Origin of the sequence: Saccharopolyspora sp. NPDC047091 (genome assembly GCF_040643635.1) — a bacterium.
Lineage (GTDB): Bacteria > Actinomycetota > Actinomycetes > Mycobacteriales > Pseudonocardiaceae > Saccharopolyspora_C.
On the sequence record NZ_JBEYUS010000088.1, the window covers coordinates 1 to 21,123 of the forward strand.

The following is a 21,123-nucleotide window of genomic DNA, read 5'->3' on the forward strand; positions in this document are numbered from 1 at the left end:
GTGCTGTCGGCCCCGCGCACGCGGGGATGCTCCCCGGTCCTGCGCAGCGGCCTCGCGCTTGATGAGGTCGGCCCCGCGCACGCGGGGAGGCTCCTGAGGATGCGGTGCGTGCGTCGGATGAGTTGGAGTCGGCCCCGCACGCGGGGATGGTCCCGGCCCGACGAATGCTGTTGCGCTGGAGACCGTGTCGGCCCTGCACGCGGGGATGGTCCGATGGTGCGAGCGCCGGCGAGATTCCTGGAGGCGTCGGCCCCGCGCAGGTAGGGATGGTCCGCCCGGCCAGGACAAGACCGCAGGGGAGGCGCACGTCGGCCCCGCGCGTGTGGGGACGCGTGTCCGCGCCTCCTCGGCGAGGACCGCGTCCGCTGGTGCTGAGGGCAACCGGGCGCGTGGGGGTGCGGGACCAGATGTGATGGTCATCCCCTACCGAACCCCACTGTGGTCAGGTTAGCCTAACCATACAGGGCTGAGCCGGTCTCGGAACAGGAGAACGAGCCCGGTCGTGGCAGCAGCCGAGGGGAAGGACGAGATGGACCGCAGTGGCATCAGCGGCCGGGTCGCGGTGGTGACCGGCGCCGCCCACGGTATCGGTACCGCTGTGGTGCACGCGCTCGGGGAGCTGGGGGCGACCGTCGTCGCCGTCGACCTCGACGCCGAGGAACTCGCCGGAGTCGCCTCGACCGCCACCGGCAAGGGCCGCCGCGTGCTGGCCTGCCCCGCCGACGTCGCCGACTCCGCCGCCGTGGAATCCGTGGTCGAGCGCGCCGAACGCGAAGCGGGGCCGGTGGACCTGCTGGTCAACGTGGCGGGCATCCTGCGCCCCGGCACCGTGCAGGAGATCGACGAGGCGGACTGGCACCGCACCTTCGCGGTGAACACCACCGGCGTGTTCCACCTGTGCCGGTCGGTGTCGAAGCGGATGATCCCCCGCGGCCGCGGCTCCATCGTCACCGTCGGCTCCAACGCCGCGGGCGTTCCCCGCCAGGGCATGGCCGCCTACGGCGCCTCCAAAGCGGCCGCGACGCTGTTCACCAAGTCGCTCGGGCTGGAACTCGCCGAGCACGGCATCCGCTGCAACGTGGTCTCGCCCGGATCGACCGACACGCCGATGCAGCACCGGCTGTGGGACGAGCGCGGACCCGCACCGGTGATCGCCGGATCGCTGGAGACCTACAAGACCGGCATCCCGCTGGGCAAGCTGGCCACGGCCGAGGACGTCGCGGAGGCGGTCGTCTTCCTGCTCTCCGACCAGGCCGGGCACATCACGATGCACGATCTGTACGTCGACGGCGGCGCGACGCTGCGCGCCTGAGCCGCTCCTCGACCACCGCCGCACGGAAGGCACACATGACCATCGACAGCGATACCACCATGCGCGGAGAATCCGACGATCTCGGCGAGCGAGCCACCCCGGGCGTGCTGCTCGACCGGTACGCGGCGGGTTCCTCGTTCTTCTTCGCCTCGCCGCGCGGCTCGATGCTGGCGCGCGGCGTGGACGCCGTGGTGCCGAAGACGACCTGCTCCGGAGGGCGCGACCGGCTCCCCGGTCAGGTCGCCGAATTCCTGCGCCACGCCGAGGAGTTCGGGCGGGAGAACCCCGTCGTCGTCGGTGCGGTGCCGTTCGGCGACAACCTGCCCGCGCACCTGGTGCTGCCCGCCGAGGTGGACCGGGCCGCACCGCTGTCCGAGCCGTTGCCCGCCCCCGACGCGCCCCGGGTGGACTACGAGGTCAAGCACGTCCCGGCACCGTCCGAGTACGAGCGCGCGGTGGAGCGGGTGCTCAAGCGGTTGCGCGACGGGGAGATGAGCAAGGTCGTGCTGGCCCGCTCCCTCGAACTGTCCACATCGGACCCGGTGGATCCGGCGGTGATGCTGCGGAACCTCGCGGGCACCGACCCGGGCGGGTACACCTACGCCGTGGACCTGCCGCGCCGCGGCCAGGACGGCTCCCGCGATTCCTTCGGCGAGCGGCCCGAGACCGGCCGCACCCTGCTCGGCGCCAGCCCGGAACTGCTGGTGTCGCTGGACGGCACCCGGGTGCGCTCCAACCCGCTGGCCGGTTCCCGGCCGCGCAGCGCGGACCCGGCGGAGGACCGCCGCCGCGCCGAGGAGCTGCAGCACTCCGAGAAGGACCTGCGCGAGCACGCCGCCGTCGTCGAAGCCGTGGTGGCCGCGCTGCGCCCGCTGTGCCGCGACCTCGTCGTCCCCGACGGGCCGTCGGTGGTGCACACCGCCGCGATGTGGCACCTGTCCACCGAGATCACCGGCGAACTCCTCGACGCGGAGACCACCTCGCTGCAGCTGGCCGTCGCGATGCACCCGACGCCCGCCGTGTGCGGTACCCCGCCCGAGGACGCCCGGGTCGCCATCGCCGAAGCGGAACCGTTCGAGCGCGGTTTCTACACCGGGATGGTCGGTTGGTGCGACGCCACCGGCGACGGAGAATGGGTGGTCACGATCAGGTGCGCCGAGATCGAGGACTCCGCGGTCCGCTTCTACGCGGGCGCCGGGATCGTCGAAGGTTCCGACCCGGCCGACGAACTCGCCGAGACCTCCGCCAAATTCCGCACCGCGCTCTCGGCGATGGGCTGGACGGACGCGCTGTAACCGCCCGACGCCACTGCCCACCACCGAACGAACAGGAACGACGATGCTGCCCGGATGCCCCACCTGGCCCGAGAAGGACGCCGCCCGCTACCGCGAAGCCGGGTACTGGCGCGGGGAGACCTTCGGCGAGATCCTCCGCGCCCGCGCCGCCGAGCACGGTGAGCGCGTCGCGGTCGTGGACGCCGAGCGCTCGCTGACCTACGGCGAGCTCGACACCCGCGCCGACCGGCTCGCGGCCGGGCTGCGCGAGCTCGGCATCGGCGCGCAGGACCGGGTCGTGGTGCAGCTGCCGAACATCGCCGAGTTCTTCGAGGTGTGCTTCGCGCTGTTCCGCCTCGGCGCGGTGCCGGTGTTCGCGCTGCCCTCGCACCGGTTGACCGAAGTGGCCTACTTCTGCGAGTTCGCCGAGGCCGCCGCCTACATCACCTGCGACGTGGAAGGCGGGTTCGACCACCGCGCGCTCGCCACCGAGGTGCGCGCGAAGGTACCGGGGCTGCGCCACGTGCTCATCGCGGGTGACCCGGGCGAGTCCGGGTTCCGCGCGCTGTCCGGGATCGACGCCGAACCGTCCGATGTGGATTGTCCGGGGCCGGGGGACATCGCGTTCCTCCAGCTCTCCGGCGGCAGCACCGGGGTGCCCAAGCTCATCCCGCGCACCCACGACGACTACGCCTACTCGTTCCGCGCCAGCAACGAGATCTGCGGAGTCACCGCCGACACCACCTACCTGGTGGCGCTGCCCGCCGCGCACAACTTCCCGATGAGCTCGCCGGGCACGTTCGGCGTGCTGCAGGCCGGGGGCAAGGTGGTGCTCTCGCGCAGGCCCAGCCCCGACGAGGTCTTCCCGCTCGTGGAGCGGGAACGGGTCACGCTGCTGGCCGCGGTGCCGCCGCTGGCGCTGGTGTGGCTGGACGCGGCGGCGAACACCGCGCACGACCTCTCCAGCCTGGAGGTGCTGCAGGTCGGCGGCGCCAAGTGCAGCGAGGAGGTCGCGCGCCGGGTCCGCCCGGTGCTCGGCGCCACCCTGCAGCAGGTGTTCGGCATGGCCGAGGGGCTCGTCAACTACACCCGGCTCGACGATCCCGAGGACGTGATCGTCGGCACCCAGGGCAGGCCGATCTCCCCGGACGACGAGGTGCTCGTCGTCGACGACGAGGACCGGCCCGTCGCCCCCGGCGGCACCGGGCACCTGCTCACCCGCGGGCCCTACACGATCCGCGGCTACTACAAGGCCGAGGAGCACAACGCCAAGGCGTTCACCCCCGAGGGCTTCTACCGCACCGGCGACGTCGTGCGGTTCACCGCCGAGGGCAACATCGTCGTCGAAGGCCGCGCCAAGGACCAGATCAACCGCGGCGGCGAGAAGGTCGCGGCCGAGGAGGTGGAGAACCACCTGCTGGCCCACCCCGCCGTGCACGACGCCGCCGTGGTGTCCATGCCGGACCCCTACCTCGGCGAGCGCACCTGCGCGTTCGTGGTCGCCCGCGGCGAGGCGCCGAAGGCCCGCGAACTGATCAAGTTCGTGCGGCAGCGCGGACTCGCCGGCTACAAGGTGCCCGACCGCGTCGAGTTCATCGACGCGTTCCCGCAGACCGGCGTCGGCAAGGTCAGCAAGCGCGACCTGCGCGAAGCGATCCAGCGCGACCTGGTGCCGGAACTCGAACGTCGTTGACCGGCCGAGCGGCCCCGCGCGAACGGGGCGGGCCCGGCGATTCCCGGCCGGGGCGGCCCCGGACCGGACGTGGAGCAGGACAGGAGGACGCACAGGTGGGGTTGCCGACGATCGCGCCGTACCCGGTTCCGCGGCAGGACGAACTGCCCGCCAACCGGGTGGACTGGCGACCGGATGCGGACCGGGCCGTGCTGCTCGTGCACGACATGGAACGGCACTTCGTGAACGTGTTCGAGCCCGATGCCGAACCGCTCACCGAGGTCGTGCCGAACATCCGCAGGCTCGCCGCGGGCGCCCGCGCCGCCGGGGTCCCCGTCGTGTACTGCGCCCAGCCCAGCGGCCAGACCCCGCAGCAGCGCGGGCTCCAGCTGGAGTGGTGGGGGCCCGGCGTCGCCGACCCCGAGCAGGAGGCGATCATCGACGAGCTCGCGCCGGAACCCGGCGACGTGCGGCTGACCAAGTGGCGCTACAGCGCCTTCCAGCGCACCGAGCTGCGCGAGATGCTGCGCGGCTGGGGCCGCGACCAGCTGATCATCACCGGCATCTACGCGCACATCGGCTGCCTGATGACCGCGGCCGAAGCGTTCCAGCAGGAGGTCCAGGCCTTCCTGGCCGCCGACGCCGTCGCCGACTTCTCCGCCGAGGACCACCGGATGGCGGTGCAGTACGCGGCCAAGCGGTGCGCCGTGGTGGACTCGACGCAGCGGCTCGTCGAAGCGCTGGCGCCGCAGCCTTCCGCGGTGGCATGAGCGCCGCGACGACCGGACCGGGCTTCGCCGAAGCCGGTGGAGAACGGGTGCAGGAGGAGAACATGAGCGGGAAGCTGACCCTCGACGACGTGCGGGCCGACGTGGCCGAGCTGCTCTACGAGGACCCGGCCGAGATCAGCGACGAGGAGAACCTGCTGGACTGGGGCCTCGACTCGGTGCGGATCATGAGCCTGGTGGAGCGGTGGCGCACCAAGGGCGTCGAGGTCACCTTCGCCGACCTGGCGGAGCGCCCCAGCCTCGCCGAGTGGTGGACGGTGCTGGAGCCGAAGGCGGGCTGAGCCCCGCCGCCCCGCGGCCGCGGCACCCGCCGCGCGCACCGGTCAGGCCGGGTCGTGCAGCAGCCGGTGCAGCCGGGCCGCGACCGTGGGGCGGCGCCAGTCCTGCGCGGGCAGCACCGTCAGCAGCGCCTCGTGCACCTCGATGTCGTCGCGGCCCGCCGGGCCGTCGGCGAGCCGCCACAGCGGTTCCGGGTCGCGCGCCGCCAGCACGGCGCCGCGCAGGCCCGCCAGCAGGTCTTCCCGTTCCTCGCGGACCGCCGGTGCCTCCGAACTGGGCAGCAGCGTGCCCCGGTGCAGGTCCAGCGCCGGGTCCAGCCGCCCCGCCCGCAGCGCGGTGCGCAGCTGCAGGAAGTCCGCGTCCACCTCGGCGGCGATCCGGTACGGCTTCGTCTGCACCACGTCGTGGCCGAGCTGGGTGCGCAGCCGGTGGATCTCGGCGCGCACCGTCACCGGGTTGCCCTGCTCGCCGTGCAGGGCCAGCGCGAGCTGTTCGGCGCTGAGGCCGTCAGGGGAGAGCGCGAGCACCGCCAGCAGCTCGGCGCGGCGCGGGCTCAGCGACACCTCGCGGCCGCGCAGCTCCGCGATCGGCCGGGACGTGAGGAAGCGCAGCCGCAGCGTCGGTGCCCGGGGTTCGTCCTGATCGGCCGAGTCCGGTGCCGGGCCTGCCTCGGCGCTCGTGCCCGTCCCGGCGGCACGCGCCGGACCCGTCCCGGCGGCACCGCCCGAGGCCGTCCCGGCGGCACCGCCCGAACCCGCCGGGCCGGGGCCCGCGACGGCCCGGGGCGCCCGCAGCAGGTACCCCTCGGCCAACGGCTCGATCCGCGCCTCTCGGCCGCTCAGCCGCAGCGCGCCCTCCGGGCGGTCCAGCTCGACCCGCTCCGGCAGCGCCAGATCACCCGGCTCGGCCGCGATCACCCGCCCGGTGGCGCTCAGCAGCGCCCCCGGTTCGCCGCGCAGCGCCCGCAGCACGTCCGAGTTCCGCTCCCGCAGCCGCTCGTCGCGGCGCGCCATCCAGTCCCGCAGCGTGCTCTCCACCAGCGTCGTCGCCGCCGCGACCAGCGCGGCCAGCGCCGGGTGCATCGTGTGCAGCGGCCCGCTGATGTCGATCGAGCCGAGGATGCGGCCGGTCTCCGGGTCGTGCACCGGGGAGGCCGCGCAGGTCCACGAGTGGTAGCGGCGCACCAGGTGCTCGGCCGAGTGGATCTGCACCGGGCGGCCGGTGGCCAGCGTGGTGCCCATCGCGTTGGTGCCCATCGAGGCCTCCGACCAGGTGGTGCCCTCGGACAGCTGCACCCGGTCCGCGGCCCGGCAGACGTTCGGATGCCCCTCGCGCCAGAGGATGTTCCCCTCCGCGTCGGTGATCACCATGATGTGCGTGGTGCCGTCCGCCGCGTCCAGCAGGGTGCGGCGCAGCAGCGGTACGCAGGCCGCGAGCGGATGCGCCGCGCGCATCTCCGCGAGCCGGTCGACGCCGACGCCCATCGGCGGTTCCACCCGGTCCGGGTCGACGCTGGCCGCCAGCGAGCGGCGCCAGGATTCGAACACCACCGCGCGCGGGGCGTGCGGGGCGCGCTCCCCGGAGAGCACGGCGCTGTGCACCCGCCGCAGCAGGCGGGCGCGTTCCATCGGGTCGGCGGGAATCTCGTCGGTGCGCTTCATGCCTCCGTGCTCACAACCGGGACGGGGCGGACACCGCCCTCGCTGAAGATCCAGAGCCGGTACGGTACTCGACCGCTCATGCGCGGTCACGCTCGGAAGCTGCTCCACCGGTGCGGCGGAGCGCGCCCGATCGGCCCATCCTGGACCGTGACGCGCGCAACAGGCAAGGACGCTCACCCCATTGCCAGCGGGCCGCGTCGCCCGTGGGCAACGTCACTGCAACGTCGTCGCCCGTAGCTTCGCGCCCAGCACCGCACAACGTCGTACGGGAGGCATCAGATGACGCTCTACGCAGCACCGGGGACCGAGGGCTCGGTGGTCGAGTACCGCTCGCGCTACGACCACTTCATCGGTGGCGAGTACGTCGCCCCCGCGAAGGGCGACTACTTCGAGAACCCCACCCCGATCACCGGCAAGGTGTTCACCGAGATCGCCCGCGGCACCGCGGACGACGTCGAGCGAGCCATCGACGCCGCCGAAGGCGCCGCACCCGCCTGGGGCCGCACCGCTCCGGCCGAGCGCGCCGGGGTGCTGCTGGCCATCGCCGACCGCATGGAGCAGAACCTGGAGAAGCTCGCGGTCGCGGAGAGCTGGGAGAACGGCAAGCCCGTCCGCGAGACGCTGGCCGCCGACATCCCGCTGGCGATCGACCACTTCCGCTACTTCGCGGGCGCGCTGCGCGCCCAGGAGGGCACCCTCTCGCAGGTCGACGAGGACACCGTCGCGTACCACTTCCACGAGCCGCTGGGCGTCGTCGGCCAGATCATCCCGTGGAACTTCCCGATCCTGATGGCGGTCTGGAAGATCGCGCCCGCGCTGGCCGGTGGCAACGCCATCGTGCTCAAACCGGCCGAGCAGACCCCGGCGTCCATCCACGTGCTGCTGGAGGTCATCTCCGACCTGCTGCCGCCGGGCGTGCTCAACGTCGTCAACGGCTTCGGCGTCGAGGCGGGCAAGCCGCTGGCCTCGAACTCGCGGATCCGCAAGGTCGCCTTCACCGGGGAGACCACCACCGGGCGGCTCATCCTGCAGTACGCCAGCGAGAACATCATCCCGGTGACGGTGGAGCTCGGCGGCAAGAGCCCGAACATCTTCTTCGACGACGTGGCCGCCCAGCGCGACGCCTTCTACGACAAGGCGCTGGAGGGCTTCGCCATGTTCGCCCTCAACCAGGGCGAGGTGTGCACCTGCCCGTCGCGGGCGCTGGTGCAGCAGGGCATCTACCGGGACTTCCTGGCCGACGCGGTCGCCCGCACCGAGAAGATCAAGACCGGGCACCCGCTGGACACCGACACCCAGATCGGCGCGCAGGCCAGCAACGACCAGCTGGAGAAGATCCTCTCCTACATCGACATCGGCAAGCAGGAGGGCGCCAAGGTCCTCACCGGCGGGGAGCGCATCGAGCACGGCGGCGAGCTCGCCGGCGGCTACTACGTGCAGCCCACCATCTTCGAGGGGCACAACAAGCAGCGGATCTTCCAGGAGGAGATCTTCGGGCCGGTGCTGTCGGTCGCGTCGTTCGCCGACTACGACGAGGCGATCAAGACCGCCAACGACACCCTCTACGGCCTCGGTGCGGGCGTGTGGGCCCGGGACGGTTCCACCGCCTACCGCGCGGGCCGCGACATCCAGGCGGGCCGGGTGTGGGTGAACAACTACCACGCCTACCCGGCGCACGCGGCGTTCGGCGGCTACAAGCAGTCCGGCATCGGCCGCGAGACGCACAAGATGATGCTGGACCACTACCAGCAGACGAAGAACCTCCTCATCAGCTACTCCCAGAGCGGTCCGGGGTTGTTCTGATGGCGGACGAGGACACGGGCACTCCCGCACGGGTGGCCGTGACGCCGGAGGCGGCGGATCTGATCCGCCGCCTCCGGGCCCAGCACGGCCCGGTGATGTTCCACCAGTCCGGCGGGTGCTGCGACGGCAGCGCCCCCATGTGCTATCCGCAGGGCGAGTTCCGCACCGGAGCGTCCGACGTGCACCTCGGCGACCTCGCCGTGGTTGACGAGGACGGGAACCCCGATCCGGTGCCGATGTGGATGTCCGGCGCCCAGTTCGAGTACTGGAAGCACACCCACCTCACCGTCGACGTGGTCCCGGGGCGGGGGAGCGGTTTCTCCTTGGAGGCGCCCGAAGGCGTGCGCTTCCTGATCCGGTCCCGGCTGCTCACCGACGAGGAGTGGGCCGGGCTCGGCGAGCGCTGACCGCGGTGCGGCCGGGCGGGGGGCCCGGCCGCACCGGAGGCCTCACGGCCAGTCGATCTGCGGGGATCGGGTGTAGCCGATGCCCGCCGCCTCCCAGCGCGGGCCCTGCTGCGCCAGCCGGGCCCGGAACGACTCCCAGTCGTGGGTGGCCGCGGGCGACCAGCCCAGCTCGGCGATCGCGGGCAGCCGCGGGAACGCCATCAGCTCGACGTGCTCGGAGTTCTCCAGCGTCTCCGTCCACATCGGAGCCTCCACGCCGTGCACCGCGTCCGCGGGCACCCCGGGCAGCAGCGTCGCCGGGTCCCAGCCGTAGGCGTCGGCGACCTCGACGTAGCCGGCCCAGCTCAGGCCCAGCTCGGTGGACTCGTCGTACTTCATGTCCAGGTAGGACCGGTCCGCGGGGGACAGCAGGATGCGGTTGCCGCGCTCGGCGGCCGCGGCCATCAGCTCCGCGTCGGCACCCTCGGTGCCCCAGTACTGCACGACCGATCCGGCGGCCGGTTCGGCCTTGGCGTACTCGTGCCAGCCGACCGCGGTCTTGCCGTACTTCGCCACGATCGGCAGCGCCCGGTCCATGAACGCCCGGTACTGCTCGTCGGTGGTGGCGTCCGCCTCGTCCCCGCCGATGTGCAGGTACGGGCCGGGGGTCAGGGCGGCGATCTCGCGGATCACGTCGTCCAGGAACTCGTAGGTGACGTCCGAGTCCACGCACAGCGAGCTGAACCCGACCTCGATGCCGGTGTACAGCGGCGGCGCGACCCCGTCGCAGTTGAGCTCGGCGTAGGAGGAGAGCGCCGCGTTGGTGTGCCCCGGGGTGTCGATCTCCGGGATGAGCGTGATGTGCCGCGATTCGGCGTGCGCCACGATCTCCGAGTAGTCCTGCTGCGTGTAGAAGCCGCCGGGCCCGCCGCCGACCTCGGTGCTGCCGCCGTGCTCGGTCAGCCGCGGCCAGTCGGTGATCTGGATCCGCCAGCCCTGGTCGTCGCTCAGGTGCAGGCGCAGGAAGTTCACCTTGTACCGCGCGAGCTGGTCGATGTAGCGCTTGACCGAGTCGACGTCGAAGAAGTGCCGGGCCACGTCGAGCCCGGCGGCACGGTGCTCGTAGCGCGGCCGGTCGGTGATCTCCCCGCCGGGCACCGTCCACGGCACGTCCTGCACCTGCGGGCTCTCGATCTCGGCGGGCAGCAGCTGGCGCAGCGTCTGCACGCCGTGGAACAGGCCGGTGTCGGTGGCGGCGTGCAGCGTGACCGCGTCCGCGGTGACCTCGAGCCGGTAGCCCTCCGGTCCGGCGTCCGGCTCGTCGAGGCGCAGCGCGAGGTCACCGCCGTCGGATACCGGCAGCGGGAACCCGGTGGCGGGCCGCAGCACCTCGGCGAGCCGGTCGGCGACCTCGGTGGCGCCGGGGTCGGCGCTGATCGCGCTGTCGGCGGTGAGCGCGAACTCGACGCCCGGCGCCTCCTGCACTGCTTCGGGAGCCGGGATGACCTGGTGCAGCCGCGCCTGCGGGTCCGCGGAGGCGTCGGGGGTGAGGGTGCTCAGGGCTCCGGCGGCGAGCACGCCGGTCAGCAGCGCCGCCGTCGCGGCGCGCACGGGGGTGAGGGGCATCGGCAACTCCCGGTCGGGGACGTGGTCGTAAAAGGTATAGACCACGCATCCCGCGTGGGCAGCGGCCGAACGGACGTATCGGGCGCCGCTCGGCCCGGCCGCGCTCCGGCGGTCAGCGCTCGCCGCGCAGCGCGGTGCGCAGGGCGTCCAGCACCGCCGGGTCCTCGATGGTGGAGGGCACCTTCGCCTCGCCGGTGTCGGCGATCTCCCGCATCGACTTGCGCAGCACCTTCCCGGACCGCGTCTTCGGCAGCCCGTCCACCACGTCCACGTCCCGGAACGCCGCCACCGGCCCGATCTGGTCCCGCACCGCGGCCACCAGCTCGGCCCGCAGCTCCGCCGGATCGACCTCGACACCGGACTTGAGCACCACGAAGCCGCGCGGCACCTGGCCCTTCAGCGCGTCGTGCACGCCGATCACCGCGCACTCCGCGACCGCCGGGTGGGCGGCGAGCACCGCCTCCATCGAGCCGGTGGACAACCGGTGCCCGGCCACGTTGATCACGTCGTCGGTGCGGCCCATCACGAACACGTAGCCGTCCTCGTCCACGTGCCCGCTGTCGCCGGTCAGGTAGTAGCCGGGGTAGCGGGACAGGTACGACTCCCGGAACCGCTCGTCGTCGCCCCACAGCGTCGGCAGCATCCCCGGCGGCAGCGGCTGCTTGATGCAGATCGCGCCGTCCACGCCGGGCGGCAGCTCCTCGCCCGCCTGGTCGAGCACCCGCACGTCGAACCCGGGCACCGGTACCGTCGGCGACCCCGGCTTGATCGGCATCGGTTCCAGGCCGCGCAGGTTCGCGCAGATCGGCCAGCCCGTCTCGGTCTGCCACCAGTGGTCCACCACCGGCACGCCGAGGGTGCGCACCGCCCACTGGTAGGTCTCCGGGTCCAGCCGCTCCCCGGCCAGGAACAGCGTGCGCAGCGAGGACAGGTCGTAGCGGGCGAGCTCGGCGGCGTCGGGATCGACGCGCTTGATCGCCCGGAACGCGGTCGGCGCGGTGAACAGCGCCCGCACCCCGTGCGCGGCGATGACCCGCCAGAACGCGCCCGCGTCCGGGGTGCCCACCGGCTTGCCCTCGTAGACCACGGTCGTAGCCCCGGCCAGCAGCGGGGCGTAGACGATGTAGGAGTGCCCGACGACCCAGCCCACGTCGGAGGCCGTCCAGAACACGTCACCGGGCCCGATGTCGTAGATCGCGCCCATCGACCAGCGCAGCGCCACCGCGTGCCCGCCGTGGTCGCGCACCACGCCCTTGGGGCGCCCGGTGGTGCCGGAGGTGTAGAGCACGTACAGCGGATCGGTGGCCGCCACGGGCACGCAGTCGGCGGGTTCGGCGGCCGCCAGGGCTTCCGCGGCATCGGCGTCGCCCGGTCCCAGCTCGGCCCGCGCCTGCTCCCGCTGGAACACCAGCACGCCGCCCGCCGGGCGGTGCTCGGCCAGCCGCAGCGCCTCGTCGACGATCGGCTTGTACTCCACGACCCGGTTCGGCTCCAGCCCGCAGGACGCGGCCACCACGATCGCCGGGTGGGCGTCGTCGATGCGGGCGGCGAGCTCCTTCGGCGCGAAGCCGCCGAAGACAACCGAGTGCACCGCCCCGATCCGCGCGCACGCCAGCATGACCACCAGCGCTTCCGGGATCATCGGCAGGTAGACGATCACCCGGTCGCCCTTGCCGACGCCGCGCGCCCGGAGCGCCCCGGCGAAGCGGGCGGTGCGGTCCAGCAGCTCGCGGTAGGTCCAGCGGGACACCTCGCCGGTCATCGCCGAGTCCCAGGTCACCGCGGTCCGCTCGCCCCGCCCGTCGCGGACGTGCCGGTCCAGCGCGTTGAAGCAGGTGTTGAGCACCCCGTCCGGGAACCATCGCCCGGACTCGTCCAGCGCCCGCTCCGGTGCGCGGTCCCAGTCGATTGCGGTCGCGGCCTCCAGCCAGAACCCCTCGGGGTCGGCGAGGCTGCGCCGGTGCGCGTCGGCGTGGGCACCCATGGTCGAGACCTCCCGCGGTGATGTGTGGGACGGATGCCGGTGGTCTACCCGAAGGGGGCCGTCCGCGCCAGCACCCACGCGGTTCCCGCGGGCGGTGACCGCGACGCGCCGGGGCCGCGGGCGTGGCGCGCCCGGGCCCGACAGTCCACAATGGTCGATCAGCGGAGGAGGTGGTTTCCGGTGCGGCGACCGAACATCGCGAGTTCCTGCGACGAGCGGTCGACACCGCTTCGGCCGCGCCGAACCCGCGCGCTTTCAAGATCATCCATTCGGCGTCGGGTCGCTCCCGCTGGGCGCAGGCGCGCCGAATTCGGGGAACCCCCGGTCGTCGGTCGAACACAATGCGTGGGTGGGGAGGCGGCCGGTTAACGCGGAACGCGACCGGGCCGACAACCGTGATGGAGGTGTCAAGCTGTGACCAGCGTGGAGATGACTCACCGGGACGGCATCGCCGGTGGTGACGACGACGCGGCGGAACTACCCACCACCCCGTGCAGCGTGGTGTGGAGCCGTGGCCACTCGTTCGTCCTCGAAGGCGTCGGTGGCCGCGCCCGCTGGGCCGGGGTGGACGACCGCGGCCGGGCCCGCTTCCTGACCGACGCCGAGATGCGGCGCCGCGGCTGGAGCCACGAGCGCCGCTGACTCCGGCAGCGCACCCCGTGGCCGCTCCGGCCACCACCAGGGGGGTGTGGCACCCTGATCCGTGCGGACGCCCAGGGCGTCCCGGAGTCGCAGGCGCAGGTGAGCGCTTCGCGGCGGAACGCACAACCGCGTCAGGGGAGGGCTGTGGTGCAGGACGCCGACGGCACCACGGCCGGGTCCGGAGGCCGAGGTCGAGGGGGCGATCCCACGTCCCCGGAACCGGACGAACCGCGGATCACCGGCACCGAGCGGCCCGCGGCCGAACCGGCCGCGGACTCCGTCGGAGCGGACCGCGGCGGTGAACCGGCCACGCCGCCCGACCCCGGCATCGCCCGGATCAAGGAAGTCGCCGCGAGCGTCTGGGACGACCCGTGGATCACCTGGCCCAACCTGCTGAGCGCGGTGCGGCTCGCCGGGGTCCCGCTGTTCCTCTGGCTGCTGCTCGGCCCGCAGTCCGACCTGCTGGCGCTGCTGGTGCTGGTCGTCAGCGGCGCCACCGACTGGCTCGACGGCAAGCTGGCCCGCTGGCTCGACCAGTACAGCCGCGTCGGCGAACTGCTGGACCCGGCGGCCGACCGGCTCTACATCGTCGCCACGCTCATCGCCTTCGTGCTGCGGGACGTGATCCCGTGGTGGGCCGCGGCGGCGCTCATCGGCCGCGACGTGGTGCTCACCCTGTGCCTGCCGGTGCTGCGCTGGCACGGGTTCGAGCCGCCGGAGGTGCACTACCTCGGCAAGGCCGCCACGTTCTGCCTGATGTACGCGTTCCCGCTGCTGCTGCTCGTGCAGGAGGACTTCGCGTTCGCGGGCGTGGCGCGGCCGATCGCCTACGCCTTCACCTGCTGGGGCGGCGCGCTGTACGTGTGGGCGGGCGTGCTGTACCTGGTGCAGGTGATCGCCGCGGTGCGCGCCGCGCGCACGCTCAAGACCTGATCGGTCCAGGTCCGGCCGGTGCGGGTGTGATCACGCGCGGCCGCCTTGCGGCCGGGAGCGGCCCCGACCTAGGCTCGCTGGGCCCGTGGCGATCATCGCGCGGGTGCGGTGGCAGCCGGCCCCGCCCAGGTACGACGAGGAAGGCGGGACCACCAGTGGCCCCGGACGGGATCAAGTACACCCAGGAGCACGAGTGGGTGCGGCGCACCGGCGACGACACCGTGCGCATCGGCATCACCGACTACGCCCAGCAGCAGCTCGGCGACGTGGTGTTCGTGCAGCTGCCCGAGGTGGGCGAGACCGTCGAGGCCGGTGGCGGCATCGGCGAGGTGGAGTCGACCAAGAGCGTCTCCGACATCTACGCCCCGATCGCGGGGGAGATCGTCGCCCGCAACGAGCAGCTCGACCAGGAGCCGGAACTGGTCAACTCCGATCCGTTCGGCGACGGCTGGATGATCGAGATCAAGCTCGCCGACCCGGCCGCGTTCGACGGCCTGCTCAGCGAAAGCGACTACCAAGGCATCATCGACCAGGGATGATCGTTGATCTCGGGTTCGCGAACGGCGTGAGGTGGGAGTCCCGCGTCTGCGACCTGTGACGGCACGGTACGTTTGAACCACTTGCACGACCCATCCGCGCAGAGGAGAGCTCAGGTGAGCCAGAACGACGGGCCCGGCGGCGTTCCGCCGGAGCAGTCACCGGAGACCACCTCGGTCTTCAGGCCGTTCCTCTCGGAGCCGGAGAGCACCGAGAGTGCCCCCCAGGAGCCGGCGGCCTCCGGGGTCGATTCGCTGCCCGCCGGGGCTGCACTGCTGGTGGTCAAGCGTGGCCCGAACGCCGGGTCGCGGTTCTTGCTCGACCGCGAGACCACCAGTGCTGGACGCCACCCGGACAGCGACATCTTCCTCGACGACGTGACGGTGTCCCGTCGGCACGCCGAGTTCCGGCGAGAGGGCAACGACTTCGTCGTCGTCGACGTCGGCAGCCTCAACGGCACCTACGTCAACCGGGAACCGGTGGACACCTCGGTGCTGGCCAACGGCGACGAGGTGCAGATCGGGAAGTTCCGGTTGGTGTTCCTGACCGGTCCCATCGACGGTCAGGGCCGCTGAGGCGGACGTTCCGCGGACCGAGCGCATCGGGGCGACGCCGATCCGGCGCCGCCCCGATCGTTCTCGGCGGTGATCGTTCCAGGCGATCTCCGGGCCGCTGGTTCCCGCAGTCCGGAACGGGTTCTGCGGGATGCGGCGCGGTGTATCGTGACGGGGGACATCGTTCGCGTCGCGAGCGGTCGGCGCCCGACCCGGGAACCGACCTGGTCGGAGTCGCGGGAGCCGCGTCCGGTGAGCACCCCCGGGTGCCCGCGGAACCGGTGCGCGACGGCGTCGAAGACCGCCCCTGCCCGGGGCGGACAACGGAAGGGCCCGGTACCGGCGACCCCGCTGGTGCGAGGCCCGGAACGAGCCGGAAAAGCCGTCCACCGAGCGGAAAATCCGGGCGGGAACGACGGCCGGAGGTCGGCGTGTCCGCCGTATCGCGGGTAGCGTCAGAGGCGTCGGTGCGCGATCCTCGACCAAGGATGTCACGCTTCGGCGCGCTGGAGGAGGCGATGTGTCGATGAGCAGCGAAATGCGCGTCGTCGGCGTGCGAGTGGAACTACCAGCCAACCAGCCGATCCTGCTGCTGCGCGAGACCGAGGGCGAGCGGTACCTGCCGATCTGGATCGGATCGGTGGAGGCCACCGCCATCGCGCTGGAGCAGCAGGGCGTGCGACCCGCCAGACCTCTCACCCACGACCTGCTCAAGGACGTCATCGGCGCCCTCGGGCGGGACCTGGAGCAGGTGCGGATCACCGACCTGCAGGAGGGCACGTTCTTCGCGGAGCTCATCTTCGACGGGGACGTGCGGGTCTCGGCCCGGCCGAGCGACTCGGTGGCGCTGGCGTTGCGGATCGGGGTGCCGATCCACGCCGACGAATCGGTGCTGGACGAAGCCGGGCTGATCATCCCGGACGAGCAGGAGGACGAGGTCGAGAAGTTCCGGGAATTCCTGGACTCGGTCTCGCCGGAGGACTTCCGCGGCGCGGACACCTGATCGCGGCGGGCGGGGCTCGGCCCCGCCAGGCCGACCGCGTCGTTCGAGAGGGGCTCCTGGTGCCGCGCGCACCAGGGGCCCTTCTCGCATGCCGAGCCCCGGTCGGGGCACGCGTCACACCGGGGTCGGGGGACGGCTCCGCGCGTCGCGTTGACCCGGTCTCGGGGCGGGCTTACCTTCGAGGTGCGCGAATCGCCCCGATGTGATTTTCCAGGTCGGGGAAGGTCAAACCCCCGGTTCCATGATCGTTCGTGGTCGTTCTCGATGATCATGCGTCGAGCCGGGTTCGGTGGTTCGCCGGCTTCGGGCCGGGCGGAGGGAGGCAGGCGTGGTGGAGCGAGCACCTGGCGAGGAAGCCGCCGCAGGGGGTTCGGCACCGTTCCCGGACTCCGCGCTGCCGGACGAGCTCGTCGGTTATCGCGGACCCGCGGCGTGCCAGATCGCCGGGATCACCTACCGGCAGCTGGACTACTGGGCGCGCACCAAGCTGGTCGGGCCGTCCATCCGCGGCGCGGCCGGGTCCGGTTCGCAGCGGCTGTACTCGTTCAAGGACATCCTGGTGCTCAAGGTCGTCAAGCGGCTGCTGGACACCGGGGTCTCGCTGCACAACATCCGGGTCGCCGTCGAGCACCTGCGCCACCGCGGGGTCGAGGACCTGGCCCGGATCACGCTGTTCAGCGATGGCACGACGGTCTACGAGTGCACGTCCGCCGAGGAGGTCGTGGACCTGCTGCAGGGCGGCCAGGGCGTGTTCGGCATCGCGGTGAGCGGTGCGATGCGCGAGATCACCGGCACCATCCACGAGTTCCCCGCCGAGCGCGCCGACGGCGCCGAGGCCGTCGAGCCGGTCGGGGACGAGCTGTCCCGCAGGCGGGACCGCCGCATCGGCTGAGCGCTGCCACCCGGCACCGCTCGGTGCCGGAGCCATCACCGCCCGTCAGCGGCCCGCCTGGACCGTTGGGATGATCGGGCGGGATGAAGATCGCACCGTTCGGCCGTCACCGGATCGGGTAAGCTGCTGAGCATCGCCGACCCCGCGCGGGAGAGTTCGCCGTTGACCTGGTCAGCGGCGGCGCCGAAGGAGCAAACCCTCCCCGACAACCTCTCAGGCCTGCTGGACCGCACGGGCGAGATACCTCTGGAAAGCGGGACCACCGACGTGGTTCCCCGCCGACGGTGCAAGGCCGGTCCGCGGACCGGGTGAAGCTCTCAGGCGTTCGCATCGCGGACAGTGACAGAGGGGGAGAGCAGCACACGTGCTGCCGCCCTGTCCGTCGCGATGAATGAGGTGTGGCGATGACGACCGAAGACCGCATCCCGCTGGCCGCCCTGGAACACGGGACTCCGTTCGCCGACCGCCATGTCGGGCCGCTGCCCGCCGAACTGGCCCGGATGCTCGACGTGATCGGCGTCGGGTCGCTGGAGGAGCTCGGGCAGGCGGCCGTGCCCGACGGCATCCGGGAACGAGACCTGCAACTGGCCCTGCCGGAACCGGCGACCGAAGCCGAGGCGCTCCGGCAGCTGCGCGACCTGGCGCGGCTCAACAGCCCGCACACCGAGATGATCGGGCTCGGCTACTACCCGACGATCACGCCGCCGGTGATCCGCCGCAACGTGCTGGAGAGCCCGGCCTGGTACACCGCGTACACGCCGTACCAGCCGGAGATCTCGCAGGGCAGGCTCGAGGCGCTGCTGAACTTCCAGACCATGGTGGCCGACCTGACCGGCGTGCCCGTGGCGAACTCCTCGATGCTCGACGAGGCCACCGCGGCCGCCGAGGGCATGACGCTGGTGCGCCGCGCGGGCCGGGCCAAGTCGCCGCGGTTCGTGGTGGACGCCGACGTGATGCCGCAGACCCTCGCGGTGCTGCGCACCCGGGCGGAACCGCTGGGCATCGAGGTCGTGGTGGCCGACCTGAGCGCGGGCGCCTCGGCGCTGCCCGAGGGCGACTTCTTCGGCGCGCTGCTGGCCTACCCCGGTGCCTCGGGAGCGGTGCGCGACCAGCAGGAGATCATCGAGCAGGTGCACGAGCGCGGCGGCATGGTCGTCGTCAGCGCCGACCTGCTCGCGCTGACCCTGCTGCGCGCCCCCGGTGAGCTGGGCGCGGACGTGGTGGTGGGCACCACGCAGCGCTTCGGCGTCCCGATGGGCTTCGGCGGCCCGCACGCCGGCTACATGGCGGTGCGCAAGGGCATCGAGCGGCAGCTGCCCGGCAGGCTGGTCGGCGTGAGCGTCGACGCGGACGGGAACCAGGCGTACCGGCTGGCGCTGCAGACCCGCGAGCAGCACATCCGCCGGGAGAAGGCCACCAGCAACATCTGCACCGCGCAGGTGCTGCTCGCCGTCGTGGCCGGCATGTACGGCGTCTACCACGGTCCCGCCGGGCTGCGGGCCATCGCGAAGCGGGCGCACCGGATGGCGGCCGTGCTGGCGGAGCGGCTGCGCCGCGGCGGGGTGCGCATCGAGCACGCCGCGTTCTTCGACACCCTCGTCGCCGAGGTGCCCGGCCGGGCCGCCGAGGTGGTGCAGGCCGCGCGGGACGGCGGCATCAACCTGCGCCACATCGACGACGACCACGTCGGTGTCAGCTGCGACGAGACCACCACGCGGGAAGCGCTGGTGCGGGTCGCGGAGGCCTTCGGCATCGCCGGGGGCGCGCTGGCCGACATCGACGAGCTGGACGCCGAGACCGAGGACGCGCTGCCCGCCGGGCTGCTGCGCACCTCCGAGTACATGACGCACCCGGTGTTCCACGCGCACCGCTCGGAGACCTCGCTGCTGCGCTACCTGCGCAGCCTGTCCGACTCGGACGTGGCGCTGGACCGCAGCATGATCCCGCTGGGCTCGTGCACGATGAAGCTCAACGCGACCGCGGAGATGGAACCGATCACCTGGCCGGAGTTCGCCGAGCTCCACCCGTTCGCGCCGGCCCAGGACGCGACCGGCCTGCTGGAGATCGTGCACGACCTGGAACGCTGGCTGGCCGAGATCACCGGGTACCACTCGGTGAGCCTGCAGCCGAACGCGGGCAGCCAGGGCGAGTTCGCCGGTCTGCTGGCCATCCGCGCCTACCACCACAGTCGTGGTGCGGCGGCGCGGGACGTGTGCCTGATCCCGGCGAGCGCGCACGGCACCAACGCCGCCAGCGCCGTGATGGCCGGGCTCCGCGTGGTCGTGGTGCGCTGCGACGACCAGGGCAACATCGAGCTCGACCACCTGCGCGAAGTCGTCGACCAGCACCGCGACGACCTCGCCGCCATCATGATCACCTACCCGTCCACGCACGGCGTGTACGAGGACACCGTGGAACAGGTGTGCGCCCTGGTGCACGACGCGGGCGGTCAGGTGTACGTGGACGGCGCGAACCTGAACGCGCTGATCGGCCTGGCGCGGATGGGGGAGTTCGGCTCCGACGTCTCGCACCTGAACCTGCACAAGACGTTCTGCATCCCGCACGGCGGCGGTGGCCCCGGCGTCGGCCCGATCGGGGTGCGCGAGCACTTGGCGCCGTTCCTGCCGAACCACCCGCTGCAGCCCGCGGCGGGTCCGGCCACCGGGGTGGGGCCGATCAGCGCCGCGCCGTGGGGGAGCGCCTCGATCCTGCCGATCTCCTGGACCTACGTGCGGATGATGGGTTCCGACGGGCTGCGGCGGGCCACGCTGACGGCCGTGGCGGCGGCGAACTACGTGGCGCGGCGCCTCGACGAGCACTTCCCGGTGCTCTACACCGGTTCCGGCGGGTTCGTCGCGCACGAGTGCATCCTGGACCTGCGGGCGCTCACCAAGTCCTCCGGCGTCACGGTGGACGACGTGGCCAAGCGGCTCGCCGACTACGGGCTGCACGCGCCGACGATGTCGTTCCCGGTGGCGGGCACGTTGATGGTGGAGCCGACGGAGAGCGAAAACCTGGCCGAGCTGGACCGGTTCTGCGACGCGATGATCGCCATCAAGGGCGAGATCGACAAGGTCGCGAGCGGCCACTGGCCCGCCGACGACAACCCGCTCGTGCACGCTCCGCACACGGCGGCCTCGCTGGCCGGGCCGTGGGAGCACGCCTACACCCGGGCGGAGGCCGCCTACCCGCTGGGCACCGGCGCGCCGAAGGTGTGGCCCGCGGTGCGCCGGATCGACGGGGCGCGCGGGGACCGGAACCTGGTGTGCTCGTGCCCTCCGCTTTCGGCCTACGAGGGCTGACCGCGGCGCGGGGGTGAGCGGGAGCCGCTGCTGATGCACTACGGTGGGCGGCTCCATCCGATCGCCTCCGAGAGGAGTGCAGCAATGCTCACGATCAGCGAGAGCGCAGCCGAGGTCATCAAGGTCGTGCTGGCCGGCGGTGACTCGCCCGAAGGATCGGGGCTGCGCATCGCCCCGGTCGCCGACGAGGCCGGCCAGGCCGAGTTGCAGGCGTCGATCGCCAGCGAGCCGCAGGGAGACGACCAGGTGGTGGAGGAATCCGGTGCCCGGGTCTTCCTCGAACCGCAGGCGGCGTCGCTGCTGGGCGACAAGGTGCTCGACGCCGAGCGCGACGACAACGGCGAGCTGAACCTGGCCGTCCGGGACTGAGCCGGAGCGACCCGCCGCGCGCGGGTCACCGAGCCGACGACAGCGCCGGCCGGGACCGGGGGAGCGAACTTCCCCCAGCCCGGTCGGCGCTGTCGTGTTCCGGGGC

General features: G+C 72.6%; 17 protein-coding genes, 1 pseudogene and 1 riboswitch. Of the genes and pseudogenes, 15 read left to right on the forward strand and 3 right to left on the reverse strand.

Annotation, left to right across the window (positions count from 1 at the left end):
• The first annotated feature begins 529 nt into the window (after positions 1 to 529).
• The 5 genes from ABZ805_RS26315 (at position 530) to ABZ805_RS26335 (ending at position 5,327) form a co-directional block, all read left to right on the forward strand.
• Positions 530 to 1,312, forward strand: a complete 783-nt coding sequence (locus ABZ805_RS26315; RefSeq protein ID WP_358445670.1) for a 2,3-dihydro-2,3-dihydroxybenzoate dehydrogenase — start codon at positions 530 to 532, stop codon at positions 1,310 to 1,312.
• A 35-nt stretch (positions 1,313 to 1,347) separates the two neighbouring features.
• Entirely contained in the window at positions 1,348 to 2,607 is a 1,260-nt protein-coding gene (gene dhbC, locus ABZ805_RS26320) for an isochorismate synthase DhbC (protein WP_358445638.1), read from the forward strand.
• Positions 2,608 to 2,650: 43 nt separating this feature from the next.
• The gene (locus tag ABZ805_RS26325; protein WP_358445641.1) at positions 2,651 to 4,279 is read left to right on the forward strand and encodes a (2,3-dihydroxybenzoyl)adenylate synthase; all 1,629 of its coding nucleotides are present in this window, start codon (positions 2,651 to 2,653) and stop codon (positions 4,277 to 4,279) included.
• A 95-nt stretch (positions 4,280 to 4,374) separates the two neighbouring features.
• Positions 4,375 to 5,028, forward strand: a complete 654-nt coding sequence (locus ABZ805_RS26330; RefSeq protein ID WP_358445644.1) for an isochorismatase family protein — start codon at positions 4,375 to 4,377, stop codon at positions 5,026 to 5,028.
• 62 nt (positions 5,029 to 5,090) lie between these two features.
• Complete coding sequence (locus ABZ805_RS26335) at positions 5,091 to 5,327, forward strand: phosphopantetheine-binding protein (RefSeq protein ID WP_358445672.1); 237 nt, start codon at positions 5,091 to 5,093, stop codon at positions 5,325 to 5,327.
• Positions 5,328 to 5,369: 42 nt separating this feature from the next.
• On the opposite strand, the gene ABZ805_RS26340 is transcribed toward ABZ805_RS26335, so the two are convergent.
• Positions 5,370 to 6,986 (reverse strand): GAF domain-containing protein, encoded by a 1,617-nt coding sequence (locus tag ABZ805_RS26340; protein ID WP_358445646.1) that lies wholly within the window; start codon positions 6,984 to 6,986, stop codon positions 5,370 to 5,372.
• A 279-nt stretch (positions 6,987 to 7,265) separates the two neighbouring features.
• Between ABZ805_RS26340 and ABZ805_RS26345 the strand changes: the two genes are divergently transcribed.
• Together ABZ805_RS26345 and ABZ805_RS26350 are read left to right on the forward strand one after the other, a co-directional pair.
• Positions 7,266 to 8,789 carry an aldehyde dehydrogenase family protein gene (locus tag ABZ805_RS26345; protein WP_358445648.1) on the forward strand — a complete coding sequence of 508 codons (1,524 nt, stop codon included), beginning with the start codon at positions 7,266 to 7,268 and terminating at the stop codon, positions 8,787 to 8,789.
• Positions 8,789 to 9,196 carry a DUF779 domain-containing protein gene (locus tag ABZ805_RS26350; protein ID WP_358445650.1) on the forward strand — a complete coding sequence of 136 codons (408 nt, stop codon included), beginning with the start codon at positions 8,789 to 8,791 and terminating at the stop codon, positions 9,194 to 9,196. The genes ABZ805_RS26345 and ABZ805_RS26350 overlap by 1 nt, the downstream gene beginning before the upstream one ends.
• 42 nt (positions 9,197 to 9,238) lie before the next feature.
• On the opposite strand, the gene ABZ805_RS26355 is transcribed toward ABZ805_RS26350, so the two are convergent.
• Positions 9,239 to 10,801, reverse strand: coding sequence for a beta-N-acetylhexosaminidase (locus ABZ805_RS26355; protein ID WP_358445653.1), 1,563 nt, complete (start codon positions 10,799 to 10,801; stop codon positions 9,239 to 9,241).
• 112 nt (positions 10,802 to 10,913) lie between these two features.
• Positions 10,914 to 12,788, reverse strand: a pseudogene (locus ABZ805_RS26360) (propionyl-CoA synthetase); the annotation flags it as partial.
• A 426-nt stretch (positions 12,789 to 13,214) separates the two neighbouring features.
• Between ABZ805_RS26360 and ABZ805_RS26365 the strand changes: the two are divergent.
• The 8 genes from ABZ805_RS26365 (at position 13,215) to ABZ805_RS26400 (ending at position 21,017) form a co-directional block, all read left to right on the forward strand.
• On the forward strand, positions 13,215 to 13,427 hold the full coding sequence (locus tag ABZ805_RS26365) for a hypothetical protein (protein WP_358445675.1): 213 nt from the start codon (positions 13,215 to 13,217) through the stop codon (positions 13,425 to 13,427).
• A gap of 336 nt (positions 13,428 to 13,763) precedes the next feature.
• On the forward strand, positions 13,764 to 14,360 hold the full coding sequence (locus ABZ805_RS26370) for a CDP-alcohol phosphatidyltransferase family protein (protein ID WP_358445678.1): 597 nt from the start codon (positions 13,764 to 13,766) through the stop codon (positions 14,358 to 14,360).
• Between the two features lie 155 nt (positions 14,361 to 14,515).
• A complete protein-coding gene (gene gcvH, locus ABZ805_RS26375) occupies positions 14,516 to 14,899 on the forward strand; it encodes a glycine cleavage system protein GcvH (protein ID WP_358445656.1) in 384 nt (127 codons plus the stop codon).
• A gap of 114 nt (positions 14,900 to 15,013) precedes the next feature.
• Entirely contained in the window at positions 15,014 to 15,472 is a 459-nt protein-coding gene (gene garA / locus ABZ805_RS26380) for a glycogen accumulation regulator GarA (RefSeq protein ID WP_358445659.1), read from the forward strand.
• Positions 15,473 to 15,977: 505 nt separating this feature from the next.
• On the forward strand, positions 15,978 to 16,454 hold the full coding sequence (locus ABZ805_RS26385) for a bifunctional nuclease family protein (RefSeq protein WP_224957385.1): 477 nt from the start codon (positions 15,978 to 15,980) through the stop codon (positions 16,452 to 16,454).
• A 328-nt stretch (positions 16,455 to 16,782) separates the two neighbouring features.
• On the forward strand, positions 16,783 to 17,346 hold the full coding sequence (locus tag ABZ805_RS26390; protein ID WP_358445663.1) for a MerR family transcriptional regulator: 564 nt from the start codon (positions 16,783 to 16,785) through the stop codon (positions 17,344 to 17,346).
• Between the two features lie 137 nt (positions 17,347 to 17,483).
• A riboswitch (glycine riboswitch) is annotated at positions 17,484 to 17,586 on the forward strand.
• A 164-nt stretch (positions 17,587 to 17,750) separates the two neighbouring features.
• Complete coding sequence (gene gcvP / locus ABZ805_RS26395; protein ID WP_358445666.1) at positions 17,751 to 20,648, forward strand: aminomethyl-transferring glycine dehydrogenase; 2,898 nt, start codon at positions 17,751 to 17,753, stop codon at positions 20,646 to 20,648.
• An 84-nt stretch (positions 20,649 to 20,732) separates the two neighbouring features.
• Positions 20,733 to 21,017, forward strand: a complete 285-nt coding sequence (locus ABZ805_RS26400; protein WP_358445667.1) for a HesB/YadR/YfhF-family protein — start codon at positions 20,733 to 20,735, stop codon at positions 21,015 to 21,017.
• Positions 21,018 to 21,123: the final 106 nt, after the last annotated feature.

Coding starts and splice junctions, on each gene's coding strand:
- ABZ805_RS26315 (WP_358445670.1), top strand. CDS start 530: ATGGACCGCAGTGGCATCAGCGGCCGGGTCGCGGTGGTGACCGGCGCC.
- dhbC (WP_358445638.1), top strand. CDS start 1,348: ATGACCATCGACAGCGATACCACCATGCGCGGAGAATCCGACGATCTC.
- ABZ805_RS26325 (WP_358445641.1), top strand. CDS start 2,651: ATGCTGCCCGGATGCCCCACCTGGCCCGAGAAGGACGCCGCCCGCTAC.
- ABZ805_RS26335 (WP_358445672.1), top strand. CDS start 5,091: ATGAGCGGGAAGCTGACCCTCGACGACGTGCGGGCCGACGTGGCCGAG.
- ABZ805_RS26340 (WP_358445646.1), bottom strand. CDS start 6,986: ATGAAGCGCACCGACGAGATTCCCGCCGACCCGATGGAACGCGCCCGC.
- ABZ805_RS26345 (WP_358445648.1), top strand. CDS start 7,266: ATGACGCTCTACGCAGCACCGGGGACCGAGGGCTCGGTGGTCGAGTAC.
- ABZ805_RS26350 (WP_358445650.1), top strand. CDS start 8,789: ATGGCGGACGAGGACACGGGCACTCCCGCACGGGTGGCCGTGACGCCG.
- ABZ805_RS26355 (WP_358445653.1), bottom strand. CDS start 10,801: ATGCCCCTCACCCCCGTGCGCGCCGCGACGGCGGCGCTGCTGACCGGC.
- ABZ805_RS26365 (WP_358445675.1), top strand. CDS start 13,215: ATGACTCACCGGGACGGCATCGCCGGTGGTGACGACGACGCGGCGGAA.
- ABZ805_RS26385 (WP_224957385.1), top strand. CDS start 15,978: ATGAGCAGCGAAATGCGCGTCGTCGGCGTGCGAGTGGAACTACCAGCC.
- gcvP (WP_358445666.1), top strand. CDS start 17,751: ATGACGACCGAAGACCGCATCCCGCTGGCCGCCCTGGAACACGGGACT.
- ABZ805_RS26400 (WP_358445667.1), top strand. CDS start 20,733: ATGCTCACGATCAGCGAGAGCGCAGCCGAGGTCATCAAGGTCGTGCTG.